Origin of the sequence: Plantibacter sp. PA-3-X8 (assembly GCF_003856975.1) — a bacterium.
GTDB classification, from domain to species: Bacteria; Actinomycetota; Actinomycetes; order Actinomycetales; family Microbacteriaceae; genus Plantibacter; species Plantibacter auratus.
Genome location: NZ_CP033107.1, coordinates 3,853,879 through 3,869,919, shown reverse-complemented (window position 1 = coordinate 3,869,919; position 16,041 = coordinate 3,853,879). Strand labels below are relative to the sequence as shown.

Here is a 16,041-nt window from a genome sequence, read left to right as displayed (position 1 = left end):
GCCGTTCCGGCCGGCCCTTCGCACGGCTGCGCGCCAGCGGTTCCGGCAGGTTGCCGGAACCTCATGCACCGACGGCATCGCCGGCAGCAGTTCCGATTCCTGGCCGGGCGGATCACAAAGCGGACTGGGCCCGCTGCCTCCGTCCGCGCCGATCCGAGCGCTGACTGCAGCGCGAGTGCCGCAAAGTCAGGACACTGACCCGCCGAGGTGCGTTCTCAGTCCGAACGGGTCAGTATGCCCTGGGAGCGCCGCGGCGGTCATCTCAGATGGTCACCGAGGCTCACATCGACCCCCTTTCGGCGATGCCGGTCCATGACCACATGCGATACCGAGGCATCCACCCTTGCTCGTGATCGGGGAGCCGATGGTCAGGACCCGAGAACGACCTTGACGAGCGCCACCGCGGCACCGACCATGGCGAGCAGGATCCCGGCAGCGAAGGTGCGGAACGACGGGCGCTCCTGCCGGATCCGAGCGACGACCGGGCCGATCAGCGCAAGCCGCACGATCAGGTAAGCCAGGGCGGTGACCTCCGCCACGAAGCCGGAGACGTTACTCACCCAGGCCAGGCCCAACACCGCCGCCGGGAAGAAGGCCGACGTCAGCACCGGGAGGGAGTCGCGCAGCTCAGCGCGGATGATCGCAGGCGTCAACCGCTCGTCGCTCCTGGCGCGTCGCCCGATCGATTCGGCGAACGTGTGCGCCAGGAAGGTGGTGAACGCCGTAGCGAGCACGTACCAGAAGCTGCCGCCGTTCTCGGCGTTCACCGCCGTGAGGGGTGCGATCGTGGCGAGGATCACGATGTTGCCGTAGACGTAGGCCGTGATCCGGCTGGAGGCGTCCTCCCGAGACAGCCTCGGCCCCGAGGGCACCTGAGGTTCGGTCATGCCATCCACCGGAACGGGGTGATCCCGGCGGTTCGTGATCGCAGGCTGCAGCGTCGCATGGAACTCCTCAGGATGGTCGGATGTGCTGCGCATGGGTGAGTCGTCTGGAGCGGAAGGGCCCGCGTTGTTCCAGGCCTAGTAGTACTCGCCTTGGCGATAGTCCCAGCTGGTGAAGGTGTCGGCCAGAAGCATCATGATGCGGTCGACGGCGAGTCCTTTGCGAATGAGCGTCGGGCAGGGAGCGATCGATCGCTGGCCGTTCTGTTCGGGTACAAGGGCGCCCGACGGGTCGACCATGGACACCATGACGCCTTGCTCATAGCGAGTGTCCACGCTCGTGTCTGGTTGGATCGAGGCGACGTAGTCGTCGGCTTCGATGATCACGTCGGCAGCTTCCGTGATGCGATCACCGATTCCTTCGACGAGCCCGCGGTTCCCTTGGCCAGACGGGTTCGCGGAGCTGGCGAATGCGATCTTGCCGTGGTCTTCGTAGAGTTGGCGGGCCACGTTCTCGGCGGGAACACCGAACTTGATGACGAAGCAGGACGTGCCGCGGGCGTCCATCATGAGCTGGTGGGACCCATCGGACGGAATGGCCTTCTTCCCGGCGTCGCTCCACGGGAGAATGCAGCCGAGCAGCACGTCCTCGTTCCAGCACCGCTCGTAGAGGGAGTCGATCTCCGGGGTGAGCTGGGCGAGTTCGCGAAGCATGTCGAGTGAGCTCACCAGGACGACGCCCGGCTTGTTCCGGTGGCGCTCCTTGGCGTCGAACTTGCGGTCGAGCCCTCGACGATCGCTCGTCATGATGATGTACCCGACTTTCGTTGGGACGACCGCGATACCGCCTGCTCCCGACAGAAGCTCGACCGCTTCGGTTGGGGTGCCGCCGGCCCAGTGGATTGGCGTGGTGCTCATGAGGCTCCGTTCGATATGCAATGAATCGTCGGATGGCCAGGAGCGGATGCTCCTGATCTCATACGGTTTGCTTAGACGATCGTCTGAGCTAGACGATCGTATGGCTGAGTCGATCCCAACAATCTGAGAGCGAGGGTGATGCCGGGGGATCTCCAGGTCCTTCATGGCACAGCCCCAGGTTCGCCGGGAGTGCTGTGACGGACAGGAGGCCCACGACACCCTGATGGACCCCGAGTGCTTCGAGGGTCCATCCATCTCGGCTGACGCATTCGGATGAACGAGAGACCCGGCCGGTGTCCCGAGCGCCGTTTCGTAGAGGTTCAAGAGACCCTGGCCCGTCGAGCGCGCGCAGGCTCCAGTCGACCCCGCGCACGGTCGTTCCGGGTGACTCGCTCCCAACCGTCGCGCAACGGGTTTCATTCAGCTGTCGACGAAGCCTCACATCACTGGGTCGGAGCGGTGACCAGCGGCGGTTGTCCAGACGTCCGATGGTTCAGGATCATCGAGTGGCAGGCCAACCTCGTTGGTGAGTGCCGTGGTCAGTAGCTGAGGTCGGGGAGGAGGAGTCCTCCGACGATCGCGATGAAGCCGAGGCCGATGAAGGCGAGCGAGACGAGCGTCGCGCCGATCACGCGGAGCAGCGTCGATATCCGACGGTGACGTTGGCCCTCGGTCGATCCGGCGCCGCGCGCCGCCCGGATCGCCCGCCAAGCGCTCGGAACACACCCGAGCACCGCGACGGCGGTCAGGATCTGCGCGATCCGGATGACGATCGCCGACGGCGCCGGTCCGTCAGAGATGAGCGCCTGCGCGACGACGGCCCAGAACGGTGCCGCGGCGATCAGAGCGAGGATCGATCCCCGCGTCCACCACGTGAGCGCCCGCCCGCGTCGATCGGAGGGTATGGGCTGATCGCGGCCCGCGCGATGCAGGGCTCCGAGCGGCCACGCTATCAGGGCGAGGACGAGGATGATCAGCGACAGGGCGGCGACGGTCGGGACCAGCGCGCGCTCGGTCGGCATGGGCTGCATCGTGAACGCCGGATCGAACCCGACTGCCGTGACGACGTCCCCGTCCGTCGCAGCGGCGACCCGGCGCTGACCGCCGATCTCCTGCCAGACCCACGGCTCGACCTCGGTGAAGCGGAGCGGCGTCCCGGCGCTGTCGGTGATCGCGGAGATCGTGACCACCCCGTCCTGCTCGGCGGTGACCTCCACACTTGACAGGATGTAGAACAGGCGCACGAACGTCGATTCGCCTCGTCGCGACAGTTGGTACGTGCCGGCCAGTGCGGCGCCGTGGTCCGCCGCCGTCTCGACGGCCCCGGGGGCCGTGCGATCCTCGGGGAAGTACCGATCGGCGAACCCGGTCGTGATCGCATCGCGGATCGCCGTCGTTGAGTCACCGTTGACACCGGTGCTGTTGAGGGAGATGAAGATCCCGGCGTCGTCGTCGGGGTAGATCTCGAGCTGAGCGTGGAAGGCGGTCAGGTCGCCGGCGTGGCTGAGGACGCGGTGTCCGTTGCGGTCCCGCTCGAAGAAACCGAGGGTCATCTGTGGACCGTTCGCCAGGTTCCCCAACTGTTCCTCGCCGAGCGCCGGGGCATGCATCTCGTCGAGCGTCTCAGGGGCGAGGAGGGTGCGCCCGTCGGCGGCGGGGTGACCGAGCTGTGCGTTCATGAAGTTCGCCAGGTCTCCGGCGGTTCCGGTGACGGCACCCGCTGGCGACGGACTGACCACTTCGAAGGGCACCTCCGGTGATCCGGCGAACCGGTACCCGGCCGACATGTCCTGCTGCCGTTCGGGTGAGAGTGGCTGTTCGTACGTTGCGCCGTCCATGTCGGCTGCCTCGAGGATGTGCTCGGTGGCGTACTCCTCGAACGGTCGTCCGGTGACGCGTTCGACCACGTAGGCGGCGAGCCCGTTGGAGTAGTTGGAGTAGGACGGCGTGGTGCCCGGCTCGAACAGCTGCACGGGTGGATCGACGGACACCGTGTCGCGGAGCGGCTTCGGCTGAGCGGGCGCGGAGGCGATGAGGCCGCCCAGCTGATCCTCGAAGCCGGCGGTGTGCGTCAGGAGGTGACGGAGGGTGACGGGGGTGTCGAACATCACCGGCAGGGTGAAGTCGAGGTACGACTGGACGGGTTCGTCCAGATCGACGGTACCCGCTTCGACCTGCTGCATGACCGCGGTCGCCGTGAGCAGCTTCGACACGGACCCGATCCGGAACAGCGTCCGGTCGACGTCGACCGCCGTGGGCTCGGCCGTCCCGGTGTCGGCCTTCGCCACGCCGTAGCCGCGCTCCGCCAGGATCTCGCCGCCGCTCACCACCGACACGACGGCGCCGGCGATCCCCTCACGTTCGAGAGCGGCGGGCAGCATCCCGTCGAGCCACGCGGCCGTATCCTGCGAGGTCAAAGCGGCCGTCTCGCCCTGAGGCGTCACCTCCGCGGGTTCTACCGCCAGTGCCGATCCGGCGGCCGGTGCGGCACCGCAGGCGATCACCCCCGCGACCGCGAGGGCGAGCATTCGCCATCCCCGGGATCGAGGAGCCGTCAGGGCAGGGCGGCCGGATCCGCGATGGGTGTCGTTCACAAAAGACAGTCGACCATCATTCAGTCCTCCGCGCCAAAACTACTGTTCTGGTCTGGCGCTGAGTTCGTGTGCGTTCAGCAGCGCGTGTGCGCCGAGAGCGACGATCGTACCGGTTCACCCAACGACTCCGATGAGCGGATCAGACATGTCGGCCGCTCAGGTCGAATCGGGTGAACCGTCACGGGACGCGGGGATCTCGAGAGCCGCCAGCTAATCTGCCGCCGCCTGCCGCGCGTCGAATCGGGCACGGTACCCGGACGGTGTGCTGCCGAAGGTCGCTGCGAAGTTCTGCCGGAAGGTGACCGGTGTGAATCCGCATGACGCGGCGATGCGATCGATGGGGAGATCGGTCATCTCGAGGAGCCGGCGGGCCTCGTCCAGGCGTCGCGCGCGGATCCAGGCGGCGGGCGTCGCGCCGGTCGCCATCCGAAAGAGTCGCGCGAATGATCGACGACTCATCCGAGCAGCCGCGGCGAGACGATCGACAGACAGATCGTCGTCGAGGTGGTCGAGAGCCCATGCGGACGCCCGGGCGATGGGGTCCTCGCCGGTGTCACTCGGGATCGGCCGCTCGATGTACTGGGCCTGCCCACCTTCGCGGTGCGGGGCGACGACCAGGCTGCGTGCGACGCGGTTGGCAGCCTCCGCGCCGAGTCTGGTTCGCACGATGTGGAGACAGGCATCGATACCCGAGGCCGTTCCGGCCGAGGTCAGGACATCGCCGTGATCCACGTAGAGCTTGTCGGCGTCGACTGAGATGTCGGGGTGGCGGGCTCGGAGGCTCTCCACGGCGTGCCAATGGGTAGCAGCGCTGCGACCGGTGAGGAGGCCCATATCGGAGACAGCGATGGCTCCGAGGCAGAGGCCCACGACCATCGCACCGCTTCGGTGTGCGCCGACAACGGAGTCGTGCAGGCTCGGCGGAACGGCTCGGGCATCGTCCGTCCAGGACGGAATGACGACGATGTCGGCGGCGTCGACAGCGCCCAGCCCCTGAGTCCCCTCGATCGTGTAGCCCTCAGCCGTGCGAATCGGGCCAAGGGAATCGCCGAACAGGACTGGCCGCCAGTCTCCGAGTCCCAGTCGTCGTACCTCGTCGAAGACCATCTGCGGCACCGAGAGGTGGAACAGCGAGATGCCGTCGAAAGCGTAGACAGCAATGTTCACGAGCGCTCCGATCTTGGCCTGATCTCATCAGTATTGCGTATCTGGGCCACTTGTCGATCATGCGCCGACAGCGAAGGCTAGGAAGGTCGCCAGAACGGCGACATCTGACCGTAAGGAATAAACCATGAGTACCGCACGACGCGCGCTGATCCTCGTTGACGTACAGCAGGAGTACTTCTCCGGTCCACTGGAGATCCAGTTCCCGCCTCACGCCGAGTCTCTCCCTCGGATCACCGCGGCGATCGACGCTGCCGTCGCGGCCGGCGTCCCAGTCGCGGTCGTCCAACACACGGCGGGCGAGGGTGCCCCGGTCTTCAACCCCGCCACCACCGGGTTCGACGTGCACCCCGAGATCGCGCGCCGCCAGCGGCCCGAATGGAAGTCGATCACCAAGCAGTACGGGTCTGTCTTCGCGGGAACGGATCTGCTCGACTGGCTCCAGGAGCACGATGTGAATACCGTCACACTCGTCGGCTACATGACGAACAACTGCATCCTTGCGTCGGCGGCCCAGTCCGAGACACTCGGCCTTGAGGCCGAAGTCCTCTCCGACGCGACCGGGGCCATCAACATCACCAACGACGCCGGATCTGCGGACGCTCGGACCGTGCACGGCACGCTCATGGCGTTGCTCAACTCGAACTTCGCGGCCGTCTCGACCACGGAAGTCTGGACCGAGGCCTTGGCAGCGGGTGAGAGTCTTCCGAAGGACAACCTCCCGAGTTCGGCGACGCGCGGCGCGAATAGCTGAGACTCTCTGGGGCGGCACCAAGCCGCCTCGAGTCAGATCGCCGAAGTCGCCTCCTCGGGCCCTAGCTCGTCGAAGGCGTCCCTGGCTTCCAGGTCCTCGTCGATCTGTCGCTCCGCCCAGAGTCTTGATGCGGTCAGCGGATGGCGCAGCGAGCCTCTTGAGGTCGTCGCCCGTGGAGCGGCCCACCCCGAGGGGTGCTGCAGCCTCTTCGGCAGTGAGCATGAGCTTCTCAACAGGCATGGGCGGTCCGGTCCAGAATCGACGGGGGCGCTGGCGACCAGCGTTGATCCTTGTCGCAAGCTGAGGTGTCCCTCACGCCGGACTCGAGGGCCAACCCGGATTCGCGGGTGTTTGTCGTTCCGACTCGGTCTCAGCCTTCGGCACGACCCGGCCACGATGACGAGCGACTGCGACTGCATTCCCGCAGCGCGCCGAGCAGTAGGCTCTCCGGCCGTTTCTGCTGGTGTCCACAAAAACCAGACCGCAGCCGTCACGGCCGCAGCGACCGAGGCGTTCGCCTCCCGCCTCGACCAGGAACATGGCGAGGCCGCCGGCGGTGACGGCTCTGACACGCGCGACGACATCCAGCTCGTCCGAGACGAAGTGCAGGTGCGGGCGCAACTCGTTGTGGGTGGTGACGTAGACACGGGAAACCGCCGCATCGAGAACATCATTGATTGCCGTGCACCGTGTGTCGGCCTCGCCGCTGTCGAACACTCGTCGCAGGCGACCGGTCCAGTCCCGAAGGGACATCGAACCTGATTCGGTAACCTCGCGACGACGTATCTCGTGCGTGGTGAGCACGTCGAGGAGGGCTGATCGCGACCAGTGTCGATGGGCCAAGTTCACGAGGTCCGCGGCGAGGAAGGCGCCGGTCATATTGTCATGGTTGAACTGCACTGACCCATTGCACCACAGTCGGTTCTCATGACTGGTGTGGCAACGGCGATCGTCCCGATACTCCTGCTCTTGGGAGGTGGGGCGGCCATCCGACGTTGGTTCGTCAGCGACCCGAGCTTCTGGCGCGGCCTCGAGTGGATGAGTTACCGGGTCTTCACCCCTGCCCTCTTCGTCACCTCTGTGGCGTCGACGGACCTCGGATCGGTCCCCCTCGGACCGCTTGCTGTGAGCGTCGCTGCGCCCATCCTCGTCGCAACAGGAGTGATCGTCGTTCTCCGGCGGCCGCTGCGCGCGGGCGGTCCACAGCTGACGTCACTCGTGCAAGGCTCGATCCGGATCAATACCTATATCGGGCTCGTCTTCGCCTCGTCGCTCCACGGGGCAGAGGGGACGGCGACCTTTGCTCTGGCCAGCGCGGTCGTCGTGCCCCTCGTCAACGTGATCTCCGTCAGTGCGCTGTCCAGGTTCGGTGACCGCCTAAGAGACAGCCGCAAACCGCCACTGTGGAAAGAGATGCTCGTGAACCCACTCATCCAGGGCGTCGCCCTCGGCCTCATCGTCAATCTCTCCGGGGTATCACTGCCTGGCCCGGTCTCCTCGACGATCATGCTTCTCGCAGCTCCGGCCCTCGTCTGCGGCACACTCATCTCCGGTGCGGCGCTTCGCTGGTCATTTTCCCGACGAGACATCCTCGATATCGGCATCACGGCCATCGTGAAGCTCATCGCGCTCCCGCTCGGCGCAGTCGCCATCGCCTTCACCTTCGGGATCACCGGACCGACCCTGACGAGCATCCTGCTCATCACGGCCGTCCCTACGGCGCCGTCGGCCTATGTACTCGCGTCCCGCATGGGCGGAGACGCGCGGCTGATGGCGTCCATCACCGGTGTCCAGACGGTCCTCGCTTGTGTGACCATCCCCCTGCTCCTCTCGCTCCTGAACGTCAGTTCGTGAGCGGCCGGGTAGTGGCGTGCCACAGAGTCATGCGCGGCACCGGCAACAGGTCGAGGAGGGCGATCTCCAGCCCTGCGTGAGCGCTGTCATTGATCCGGACAGCGTCGTCCACACCGACGTTCGCGGCCGCGGCTTCGTTCACGCTTCGTGCAGGGCTTGCGGACGCCGCGAAGACGTCATTCGAGTCCATCGCCACACCCGGAACCTACCTCCGGCACCGCGACTATCGCCTGTACGTGGAGCGGGTGAGCGGCACGGTCGGTTCGGCCGATGCGACGTTCGCCATCGACTGATCAGGGGCGTCGGAACGCGACGCGCTCTCGACCCGACACCGCTCGATCACGCAACTCCTTGGAAGGAACCAGCATGCTCCCACTTCACACTCCGGACGTTCTGCGACAGCGTCAGTACACCGGACATCTGCCGACCAGGCTGCGCCGAGGATCCCTCCTCGCGCTCGCCAGCAGCGTCGCGATACTTGCTGGCCTCGTGACAGCCGGAAGCCCGGTATCCCCGGCAGCAGCTGCGGACGCCGACGCGGCCTACGTCATGACCTACTTCCGGGAGAGCCTCGACGGCACCGGGAACTCCAACAACGTCCATCTGGCCGTAAGTCTCGATGGCAGGCAGTGGCAGGCACTCAACGACAACCGGCCGATCCTCGACCCGACGGCGGGTACGGGCGGAATACGCGACCCGTTCATCCATCGACTGCAGGACGGCACCTGGGTGCTCCTCGCGACAGATCTCGAGGTCGGTGTGCCCTTTGGCCAAGCGAATCCCAACCTGCATGTCTGGACATCGCCCGACCTCGTCACCTGGTCGGCCGATCGGCTGCTGAGCGTGAACTCGGCGAACCCCGGGTCATACACCTGGGCGCCGGCTGTCCATTGGGACCCCGTTCGTCAGCAATACGGGATCACCTACTCGGCCTCGCCGACAGGTGGGCCAGAAGGCGTCATCATGGTCTCCTACACCACCGATTTCCGGACGGCGTCACCGGCTGTCCGCTTCTTCGACAACGGAGGACGGGGCGGTGTGATCGACTCCGACGTCGTGACGGGTGTCGGGGGCCAGAACTACCTCTACTATCGAGGGCCGAACCCCGACGCAGGCCTCATGGGAGCGAGGTCGTCAACGCTCGAGCCGGGCAGTTTCCGTCAATATTCGGAGGCCCCGAACCTACCCGGATGTGCTGAGGCTCCGACACTGGTGCGATCGTTGACCGACCCTAGTTCCTGGACGTTGTGGGGTGACAACTATTGCCCCAACAGCACGTTCGTCAGCTGGCAGGGCGACATCACGACTGGAACGTGGAACGCCGTCAGCAGTGCCGACTTCACCGCACCGCTCGGGTCGAAGCACAACAGCATCAAGCCGATCGCCCGTGCCGACTATGATCGCTTGCTCGGACGCTTCGGCGGATCGCAAAGCGAGCGACTGAAGTCGTTCAACTACCCCGGCTCGTACGTCAGGCATGCGGGTCTCAAAGCCCGTATCGATGCGGTTCCGTTCGATCCTCAGGCTGACTCGCAGTGGCGGATCGTCGCTGGATTGTCGGACCCCTCGGCGGTCTCGTTGGAGTCCGTGAACTACCCGGGGCATTTCCTCCGTCACTCGGGATTCAAGCTGGTGCTGGCGTCGAACGACGGGACAGCCGGCTACCGCGCAGACGCAACCTTCACGAGAGTCCCGGGGCTTGCCGACGCCGGATGGGACTCCTTCAGGTCGGTGAACTACCCGGATCGCTACATCCGACACATCAACGGTCAACTGGAGCTCACGCGGATCTCGACGGTACTTGATCGAGCGGATGCCACGTTCGACGTCGTCTACTGATCGCCAGTTTCTCCGTCGGAGTAATCTCCGACCACTCAGCGCGGCCCGCTCGGGAGCTCGACGGGTCGCGCTGAGGAGTCTGGTGAGCTCTGAGGCGACTCTAGTATTGGGTCGCCACCTCAGTGGTCCCGCCTCCTGAGCCGCGCCAGACATCGGCGAAGTGATTCGGCGTATCCCGAGATCTCCTCGACGAACGTGGGGTCCGGCACGTCATCGTTCCTCGGAGGTGATCCCAATCCGATGAGGATGATGAGTCCAGAAAGGGCGATGAGCTGAGTGAGAACCAGGAGTATGGAGATGCGACTTCCCTCCCCGTCCGACTCGCGGTGGACGCCGAACAACTTCTACATATTGTAGAGGATGGCGAGGGCTGCGATCAGGACGCTCAACCGCCCGCAACCAAGAGCCGACGGCCAGCGGCACTCAGTCGCTTCGCCGGCAACTGGAGGAGCCGCTCGGATCTCACGGCCGTTCCGGCACTTCCGCTCAGCTCCGCAACGCGTGCGAGAGCAGCGGCCACCTGATCGCTCCCGCAGACGCGAGCCGCGCTGTCGTCTGCGATGAGTTCAATCAGCAGGTTGGTGGAACGCTTGAACTGTGTCGCGCCGCGGACGGTCGGGAGACAGGCTGAGTTGAGTAGAGCGAGGCGCTTGGCGAATGCATGCCGATGTCTGACATGAGCGCGCTCGTGTTCGATGACGGCCCGCAGCTCCCAAGGGGTGAGTGCATACTCCAGGCGCGACGAGACGATCACCTCCGGTCGACGTCCCGGTGTCGTGCACGCGACCGGCAGGGAGGAGTCGATGTACCTCACGGTGAGGTTGCCGACGTGTTCCACGCGCGCGAAGCCTGATCCAAGCAATTCCGAGAACGATGCCTCGGCCTCACGGTCAAGCTCGAAGAGCGGCTCTGCTCTCGCGAAGACCAGCGCGATCAATCCGCCGACAGTCCCTAGCGCCAGCCATGCAGCCAGGACGATAACCGTCGGCTCCAGGACATTGGTCCGACCGTCGGGTACAGCGGTGTGGACTCCGACAGCAAGAACGACCGCGACGACCATGCTGATGAGAGCTGCCGCTATGCCGCTGAGGAAAGCGCCATGCCAGAGCAAAAGTGCCGTCCGTGGAAATCGAAGTCGCCACATTCCCCGTGTGAGGACGAGCGGAGCCATGACGATCGTGAGAGCGGCATAGCCCAATAAGGCGAGAACGAGGAACATCGCTCAGGTCTGACGGCGTGAGCGGCGTGCTTTGGCGTCGAGCGCTGACCGGAGGAGCTCCACGTCGTCGTCATCGAGGTCTCCAGCGAAGTGCACCAGCGCAGCGGATCGATCGCCGACCCCGGTCAAGGCACTCAGCATGGCGTCTGCGGCGTACCCGGATTCACTGGTGCTGGCGGCGAAGCGGTTCCCTTTCGGCCCGTCCGCCTCTCGTAGGACACTCCCCTTCAACCGCAGCCGTTCGAGCACGGTCAGCAGCGTGGTGATCGCAGGCTGCTTCTCGGGGAAACGTTCCTGGATCTCGCGCACGCGCAGCGCCTCGTCACTCTCCCAGAGGATCCTGAGCACCGTGTTCTCCAGCTCGCCGCGCCCTCGTAGACGTTCTCCCGCCATGAGTCCTCCGTCGCTCGTTCGCTAAGTCATTCTATATTTCTCAAAGCGGCCCGTCCGGTATGGGACGGGCCACATCCGTCAGATCACACCAGCTCCGGCAGCGTTCTGCTGACCACGAGCGGACGGTGCGACCCCCCGCTCAGGCCTGGTCGGGGGAGTCGGCTGGTAGTTCCGCAGCCGCAGACTGTTCGAGATGACCAGGATCGACGAGACGCTCATTGCGGCCGCGGCGATCAGTGGGTTGAGCAGACCAGCTGCCGCGATGGGGATAGCCGCCAGGTTGTAGCCGAACGCCCAGATGAGGTTGCCCTTGATGGTGCTCAGTGTCTTCCGGGACAGCTGGACCGCATCGACGACGACACCGAGATCATCACGCACGAGGATAATGTCCGCCGACTTCATCGCCACGTCGGTGCCTTCAACCATGGCGAGGCCGAGATCTGCGGTCGCGAGCGCCGCTGCGTCGTTGATGCCATCACCCACCATCGCGACGACGTGTCCCTCCTCTTGGAGTCGACTGATCGTGGCCGCCTTCTCAGTCGGGAGGACCCCGGCGATCACCTCGTCGACACCGACGAGCGCGCCGACCCGCTCCGTCGCAGTCGTCGCGTCTCCACTGAGGAGGATGGTTCGGAGTCCGAGGTTCCGGAGTCGATCAATCGTCGGTCGAGCGGAGCGCTTGATCTCATCCGTCAGCACGAATCGTGCAGCAGTCGTGCCGTCGATGACGACGTACACGGCTGTGTGTTCCGGGTCACCGATCGGCAGGTCATCGAGGCTCGCTCCGTGTGCGCGTACGAGCTTCTCGCTCCCGACAAGGACCTCCTTGTCGTTGACCCTCCCTCGGGCACCCAGCCCTGCGAGCGTCTTATAGTCGGTGACGTCGAGATGATGGGCGCCGAGTCCATCGGCGTACTCCACCAGCGCTTTCGCGATCGCATGCTCCGATGCGGATTCGACGGACCGTGCCATGGCGAGAACCTCACGTTCCATGTGAGAGCCTGCGATCACGGCGTCGGCAACACGCATTTGGCCCGTCGTCACCGTTCCGGTCTTGTCGAAGACGACGGTGTCGATTCGCCCACTTGCTTCCAGTGCGTCCTGTCCCTTGATGAGGATTCCGATCTGGGCCCCTCGACCGACGCCGACCATGAGCGCGGTGGGGGTTGCGAGGCCGAGAGCGCACGGACAAGCGATGATGAGGACCGCAATGGCCGTGCCGAAGGCGTCTCGAGGTGCTGCTCCGAACGCAAGCCACGCGAATCCGACGACGAGTGACAGTGAGATGACCGCAGGAACGAAGACGGTGATGATCCGGTCGACGAGTTTCTGTACTCGGGCTTTTCGTTCCTGGGCCTGTTCAGCCAGCGACGCCATCTGTGCCAGCTGCGTGTTGGTTCCCACAGAGGTCGCTTCCACTGTCAGTCGGCCAGAGGTGTTGATCGTGCCGCCGACGACGGGGGATCCCTGGACGACCTCTATCGGAACCGGCTCGCCAGTCATCATGCTGGCATCGACGACACCGGAACCGGCGACGACGGTGCCGTCCGCGGCGATCGTCTCGCCGGCGAGGACGATGATCGTGTCGCCCTTGCGGAGCTCGATGGTCGGGATGACGTGTTCCACGCCAGATCTCAGCACTCTCGCTTCCGTGGCGGCCAAGTTGCCGAGTGCTGAGAGGACGTCGCCCGCCCGTCGGCGCGAACGCGTCTCGAAGTATCGACCCGCGAGTTGGAAAGTCGTCATGCCTGCCGCAACGTCCAAGTAGATCGAGTCCGCCCCGGCCGGGGTCATCCCGAATCCGAGCCAATAGCCTGGCTCGTCCGATCCGCCGATGAGGAGAGTCGTCACCGCCCATCCGAAGGAGGCGACGATGCCGAGCGATACTAAGGTGTCCATGCTCACGGTGCCATGGCGCAGATTTCTGATCGTGGCACGGTGGAACGGCAATGCGCACCAGAAGACGATGGGCAACGCCAGCAAGATGCAGACGAGTTCCCACAGGGGAAATCTCAGATCGGGGACGAGGGCCAGGATGATGGTCAGGTCGCAGAGGGGGATGGTGAGTATCGCGGAGAGTGTGAGGCGCCGTCTCAGGGAGGCGATCCGGTCCGCCGTGGCACGGCGGTTCCAGTCGTCATCGCCCTCAGTGCGGACCACCGCACCGTAGCCGGCCTTGGTGATGGCTTCGAGTGCACGTTCGGACTCCGCCGGCGTGAGCCCGGCGACCACGGCTCGTTCGGTCGCGTAGTTCACCGAGGCGGTCACGCCGTCCAACTTGTTGAGGCTTCGTTCGACTCGGCCGGCGCACGCGGCGCAGGTCATTCCGCTGACGTTCAGTTCGAGGTAGTCGTCGCTGAAGTTCACGATCCAGTGTCCTTTCGTTGAGCGGATGCCGTCGGCTGCTGGGGCTGGAGCCGACCTCGGTCGGCGAGGTGTTTCAGCATGTCGTTGTACGCGTCGAAGTCCTCGTCCACCCCGGAATCGAGGTGTCGATCCTTGCGTTTCGCTTCTCGGTCATCCTGACGCGCCCATTGCAGGCACAGTGCAATCACCACGATGAGCAACGGGATTTCTCCTGCAGCCCAGGCGATGCCCCCGCCGAGGTGCTGGTCGGCGAGCAAGTCGTCGTGCCAGGGCGCCCTCATGTAGGCGTAGAAGTTTCCGGCGATCAGTGTGGTGCTCGTCATCACGATCACTCCGAAGAACGCGTGGAACGGCATCGCTGCGAGGACGAACCCGAGTTTGCCGAGGTGCGGTAACGGCCGCGGCGGGCGATCCACGCCGATGATCAGCGAGTAGAAGAGGTACCCGGAGACCAGGAAGTGAATGTTCATGAGTTGATGCGACCAGTGGAAGCGCATCGCCTCCTCGAACAACGGCGACAGGTACAACGCGTAGTACGACCCGACGAATACGAGGAAAACGAGTATCGGATTGAACACCAATCGGGCGATCGGGCTGCCGATGATGTCGATCAACCATTCATGTGGTCCAGCCACGTCTCGTCGCTTGGCGGGGGGCGTAGCCCGAAGGAGGAGGGTGACCACGCCGCCCATCGCGAGGAGGACTGGGCCGAACATGTTCAGACCCATGTGCACCATCATGTGGATGCTGAACGACGGGCCGGAATAGGATCCGAATCCGGAGGACGTCGCGAAAACGATGACGGCCCAACCGAGGACCCAGGCCACGGTGCGGCCGACCGGCCATGCGTCCCCGCGGCGGCGGAGCCTGATGACGGCACCGAGGTACAGGATGACCGCCACAGCACCGACGACGGCGAACAAGATGTTGCCTCTCCATTCGCCGAAGAGGATGGCAAGCGTTGGGGCCTTTAGCATCTCGAAGCCGAACAGCACTTCCATGGCGCTGACGGGCATGAAGTACTGGGGCGGGGGGATCCTCGTCATCGCGACGGTGACGCCGATGTAGACGGCGGCCGTCAGGGCAAGCGGCCAGAGGTGCCGGAGGGCGACCGCCCTCGACGCGTCCGGAGAGGAAGCATCCAGAAGCCGAGCAATGAGTGCTGACGCGAGCGCTGCGACGAGCAGGAGGACGAGGAGCCGGACGGCGATCAGTCCTGCTGTCGGTGTGAGGGCGAATCTCAGCAACACGGTCTTGAAGAGGAGCAAACCGATCTCCACCGCGAACGCGACGGCCCAGGCGCCTCGGAGTAGGGCTCGGGCGCGCCGCAGCGTCCGTGGCGGGAGCCCAAAGCCTCTCGTCGTGACGAGGATGAGTACGATCGGCACACCGATTACGATCCCGGCTGCCGGCACGCCGAAGGTTGCGAGATCACTGCCGAAGTCATGGCCGGGCCCGACCAGGACCTGATGAACCAGGACTGGACTGATCAAGGCGAGGACCGCCACGGCCGCTAAGACGAGTGTGGTCGTCCAGGATCGCGTCCACCACGCGCCGCAGAAGATGATGAACGCCGCGACGGTGACGAGGATCCAGGCTTTCGGGAGATCCATCGCGCTCACGAGGTAGGGCAGGCCGCCGGGAGACAGCACGCGCTCGAGCGTCACCCCGTTCGCATCCGCTGCGTCGAAGACGACCAGCCCACCTCCGGCGAGCGTCCAGACGAGTGCGCTCACCCGAACGACGGAGAGCTCGGCAATGTTCTCGACAACGGTTCGTTCTCGCCCGCTTCGGACCTGCAGGAACGCCACGTACACGAGCGCACTCACGCAGAGGATGCCCGCCCACTCGGCGATCAGCCGAAGGACGCCGGTCCCAAGAGACACGGTTGGCCCCGGGTCGCCTCTGCTGAGGTCGACGTAACTCGAATCACCGACCGCCAGGATCACCCCGATCACGATGAGCGCCGACAGTGCCACCGCAGCGGTCAAAGGACGCCGAAGCGCCTGCACATGGCTCGGTCGCTCCCGCGCTGCGATGTCGTTCACGGAGGCG

At 65.2% G+C, this 16,041-nt stretch carries 14 protein-coding genes; 4 read left to right on the top strand and 10 right to left on the bottom strand.

What is annotated here, in order from left to right:
- Positions 1-368: 368 nt before the first annotated feature.
- From EAO79_RS18125 to EAO79_RS18110, 4 genes are all read right to left on the bottom strand, one after another.
- Positions 369-887: a hypothetical protein gene (locus tag EAO79_RS18125; protein ID WP_124769876.1), complete on the bottom strand. Its 519-nt coding sequence runs from the start codon at positions 885-887 to the stop codon at positions 369-371.
- Positions 888-1,022: 135 nt separating this feature from the next.
- Positions 1,023-1,967, bottom strand: a complete 945-nt coding sequence (locus tag EAO79_RS18120; RefSeq protein WP_241160927.1) for a Sua5/YciO/YrdC/YwlC family protein — start codon at positions 1,965-1,967, stop codon at positions 1,023-1,025.
- Positions 1,968-2,341: 374 nt separating this feature from the next.
- Positions 2,342-4,330: a serine hydrolase gene (locus EAO79_RS18115; protein WP_124769875.1), complete on the bottom strand. Its 1,989-nt coding sequence runs from the start codon at positions 4,328-4,330 to the stop codon at positions 2,342-2,344.
- 276 nt (positions 4,331-4,606) lie between these two features.
- Entirely contained in the window at positions 4,607-5,563 is a 957-nt protein-coding gene (locus EAO79_RS18110) for a GlxA family transcriptional regulator (RefSeq protein WP_124769874.1), read from the bottom strand.
- Positions 5,564-5,687: 124 nt separating this feature from the next.
- Here EAO79_RS18110 and EAO79_RS18105 point away from each other — a divergent pair, with 124 nt between their 5' ends.
- Positions 5,688-6,314, top strand: coding sequence for an isochorismatase family protein (locus EAO79_RS18105; protein WP_124769873.1), 627 nt, complete (start codon positions 5,688-5,690; stop codon positions 6,312-6,314).
- 312 nt (positions 6,315-6,626) lie between these two features.
- On the opposite strand, the gene EAO79_RS18100 is transcribed toward EAO79_RS18105, so the two are convergent.
- On the bottom strand, positions 6,627-7,214 hold the full coding sequence (locus EAO79_RS18100; RefSeq protein WP_124769872.1) for a CGNR zinc finger domain-containing protein: 588 nt from the start codon (positions 7,212-7,214) through the stop codon (positions 6,627-6,629).
- 27 nt (positions 7,215-7,241) lie between these two features.
- Between EAO79_RS18100 and EAO79_RS18095 the strand changes: the two genes are divergently transcribed.
- Positions 7,242-8,168: an AEC family transporter gene (locus EAO79_RS18095; RefSeq protein WP_124769871.1), complete on the top strand. Its 927-nt coding sequence runs from the start codon at positions 7,242-7,244 to the stop codon at positions 8,166-8,168.
- Here EAO79_RS18095 and EAO79_RS19440 read toward each other — a convergent pair.
- Positions 8,158-8,358 carry a hypothetical protein gene (locus EAO79_RS19440; protein WP_241160926.1) on the bottom strand — a complete coding sequence of 67 codons (201 nt, stop codon included), beginning with the start codon at positions 8,356-8,358 and terminating at the stop codon, positions 8,158-8,160. The two genes, EAO79_RS18095 and EAO79_RS19440, sit on opposite strands and share 11 nt — an antisense overlap.
- Here EAO79_RS19440 and EAO79_RS19570 point away from each other — a divergent pair.
- Both EAO79_RS19570 and EAO79_RS18085 read left to right on the top strand, forming a co-directional pair.
- On the top strand, positions 8,261-8,461 hold the full coding sequence (locus EAO79_RS19570; protein ID WP_371413696.1) for an AbfB domain-containing protein: 201 nt from the start codon (positions 8,261-8,263) through the stop codon (positions 8,459-8,461). The two genes, EAO79_RS19440 and EAO79_RS19570, sit on opposite strands and share 98 nt — an antisense overlap.
- 73 nt (positions 8,462-8,534) lie before the next feature.
- A complete protein-coding gene (locus tag EAO79_RS18085; protein WP_124769870.1) occupies positions 8,535-10,007 on the top strand; it encodes a glycoside hydrolase family 43 protein in 1,473 nt (490 codons plus the stop codon).
- Positions 10,008-10,392: 385 nt separating this feature from the next.
- Here the strand turns inward: EAO79_RS18085 and EAO79_RS18080 are convergent, their stop codons facing one another.
- The 4 genes from EAO79_RS18080 to EAO79_RS18065 form a co-directional block, all read right to left on the bottom strand.
- Positions 10,393-11,226, bottom strand: coding sequence for a M56 family metallopeptidase (locus tag EAO79_RS18080; RefSeq protein ID WP_124769869.1), 834 nt, complete (start codon positions 11,224-11,226; stop codon positions 10,393-10,395).
- Positions 11,227-11,229: 3 nt separating this feature from the next.
- Positions 11,230-11,619 carry a BlaI/MecI/CopY family transcriptional regulator gene (locus EAO79_RS18075; RefSeq protein ID WP_124769868.1) on the bottom strand — a complete coding sequence of 130 codons (390 nt, stop codon included), beginning with the start codon at positions 11,617-11,619 and terminating at the stop codon, positions 11,230-11,232.
- Between the two features lie 78 nt (positions 11,620-11,697).
- Positions 11,698-13,986: a cation-translocating P-type ATPase gene (locus tag EAO79_RS18070; RefSeq protein WP_256386813.1), complete on the bottom strand. Its 2,289-nt coding sequence runs from the start codon at positions 13,984-13,986 to the stop codon at positions 11,698-11,700.
- Positions 13,983-16,034, bottom strand: a complete 2,052-nt coding sequence (locus tag EAO79_RS18065) for a cytochrome c oxidase assembly protein (protein ID WP_124769867.1) — start codon at positions 16,032-16,034, stop codon at positions 13,983-13,985. Before EAO79_RS18065 ends, EAO79_RS18070 begins: the two co-directional genes overlap by 4 nt.
- Positions 16,035-16,041 lie beyond the last annotated feature (7 nt).

What these genes read in the sequence shown, in the direction of transcription:
- EAO79_RS18115 (WP_124769875.1), bottom strand. Translation starts at nt 4,330, where the DNA reads ATGCTCGCCCTCGCGGTCGCGGGGGTGATCGCCTGCGGTGCCGCACCG.
- EAO79_RS18105 (WP_124769873.1), top strand. Translation starts at nt 5,688, where the DNA reads ATGAGTACCGCACGACGCGCGCTGATCCTCGTTGACGTACAGCAGGAG.
- EAO79_RS18075 (WP_124769868.1), bottom strand. Translation starts at nt 11,619, where the DNA reads ATGGCGGGAGAACGTCTACGAGGGCGCGGCGAGCTGGAGAACACGGTG.
- EAO79_RS18080 (WP_124769869.1), bottom strand. Translation starts at nt 11,226, where the DNA reads ATGTTCCTCGTTCTCGCCTTATTGGGCTATGCCGCTCTCACGATCGTC.
- EAO79_RS18085 (WP_124769870.1), top strand. Translation starts at nt 8,535, where the DNA reads ATGCTCCCACTTCACACTCCGGACGTTCTGCGACAGCGTCAGTACACC.
- EAO79_RS19440 (WP_241160926.1), bottom strand. Translation starts at nt 8,358, where the DNA reads ATGGACTCGAATGACGTCTTCGCGGCGTCCGCAAGCCCTGCACGAAGC.
- EAO79_RS18125 (WP_124769876.1), bottom strand. Translation starts at nt 887, where the DNA reads ATGACCGAACCTCAGGTGCCCTCGGGGCCGAGGCTGTCTCGGGAGGAC.
- EAO79_RS18120 (WP_241160927.1), bottom strand. Translation starts at nt 1,967, where the DNA reads ATGAAGGACCTGGAGATCCCCCGGCATCACCCTCGCTCTCAGATTGTT.
- EAO79_RS18095 (WP_124769871.1), top strand. Translation starts at nt 7,242, where the DNA reads ATGACTGGTGTGGCAACGGCGATCGTCCCGATACTCCTGCTCTTGGGA.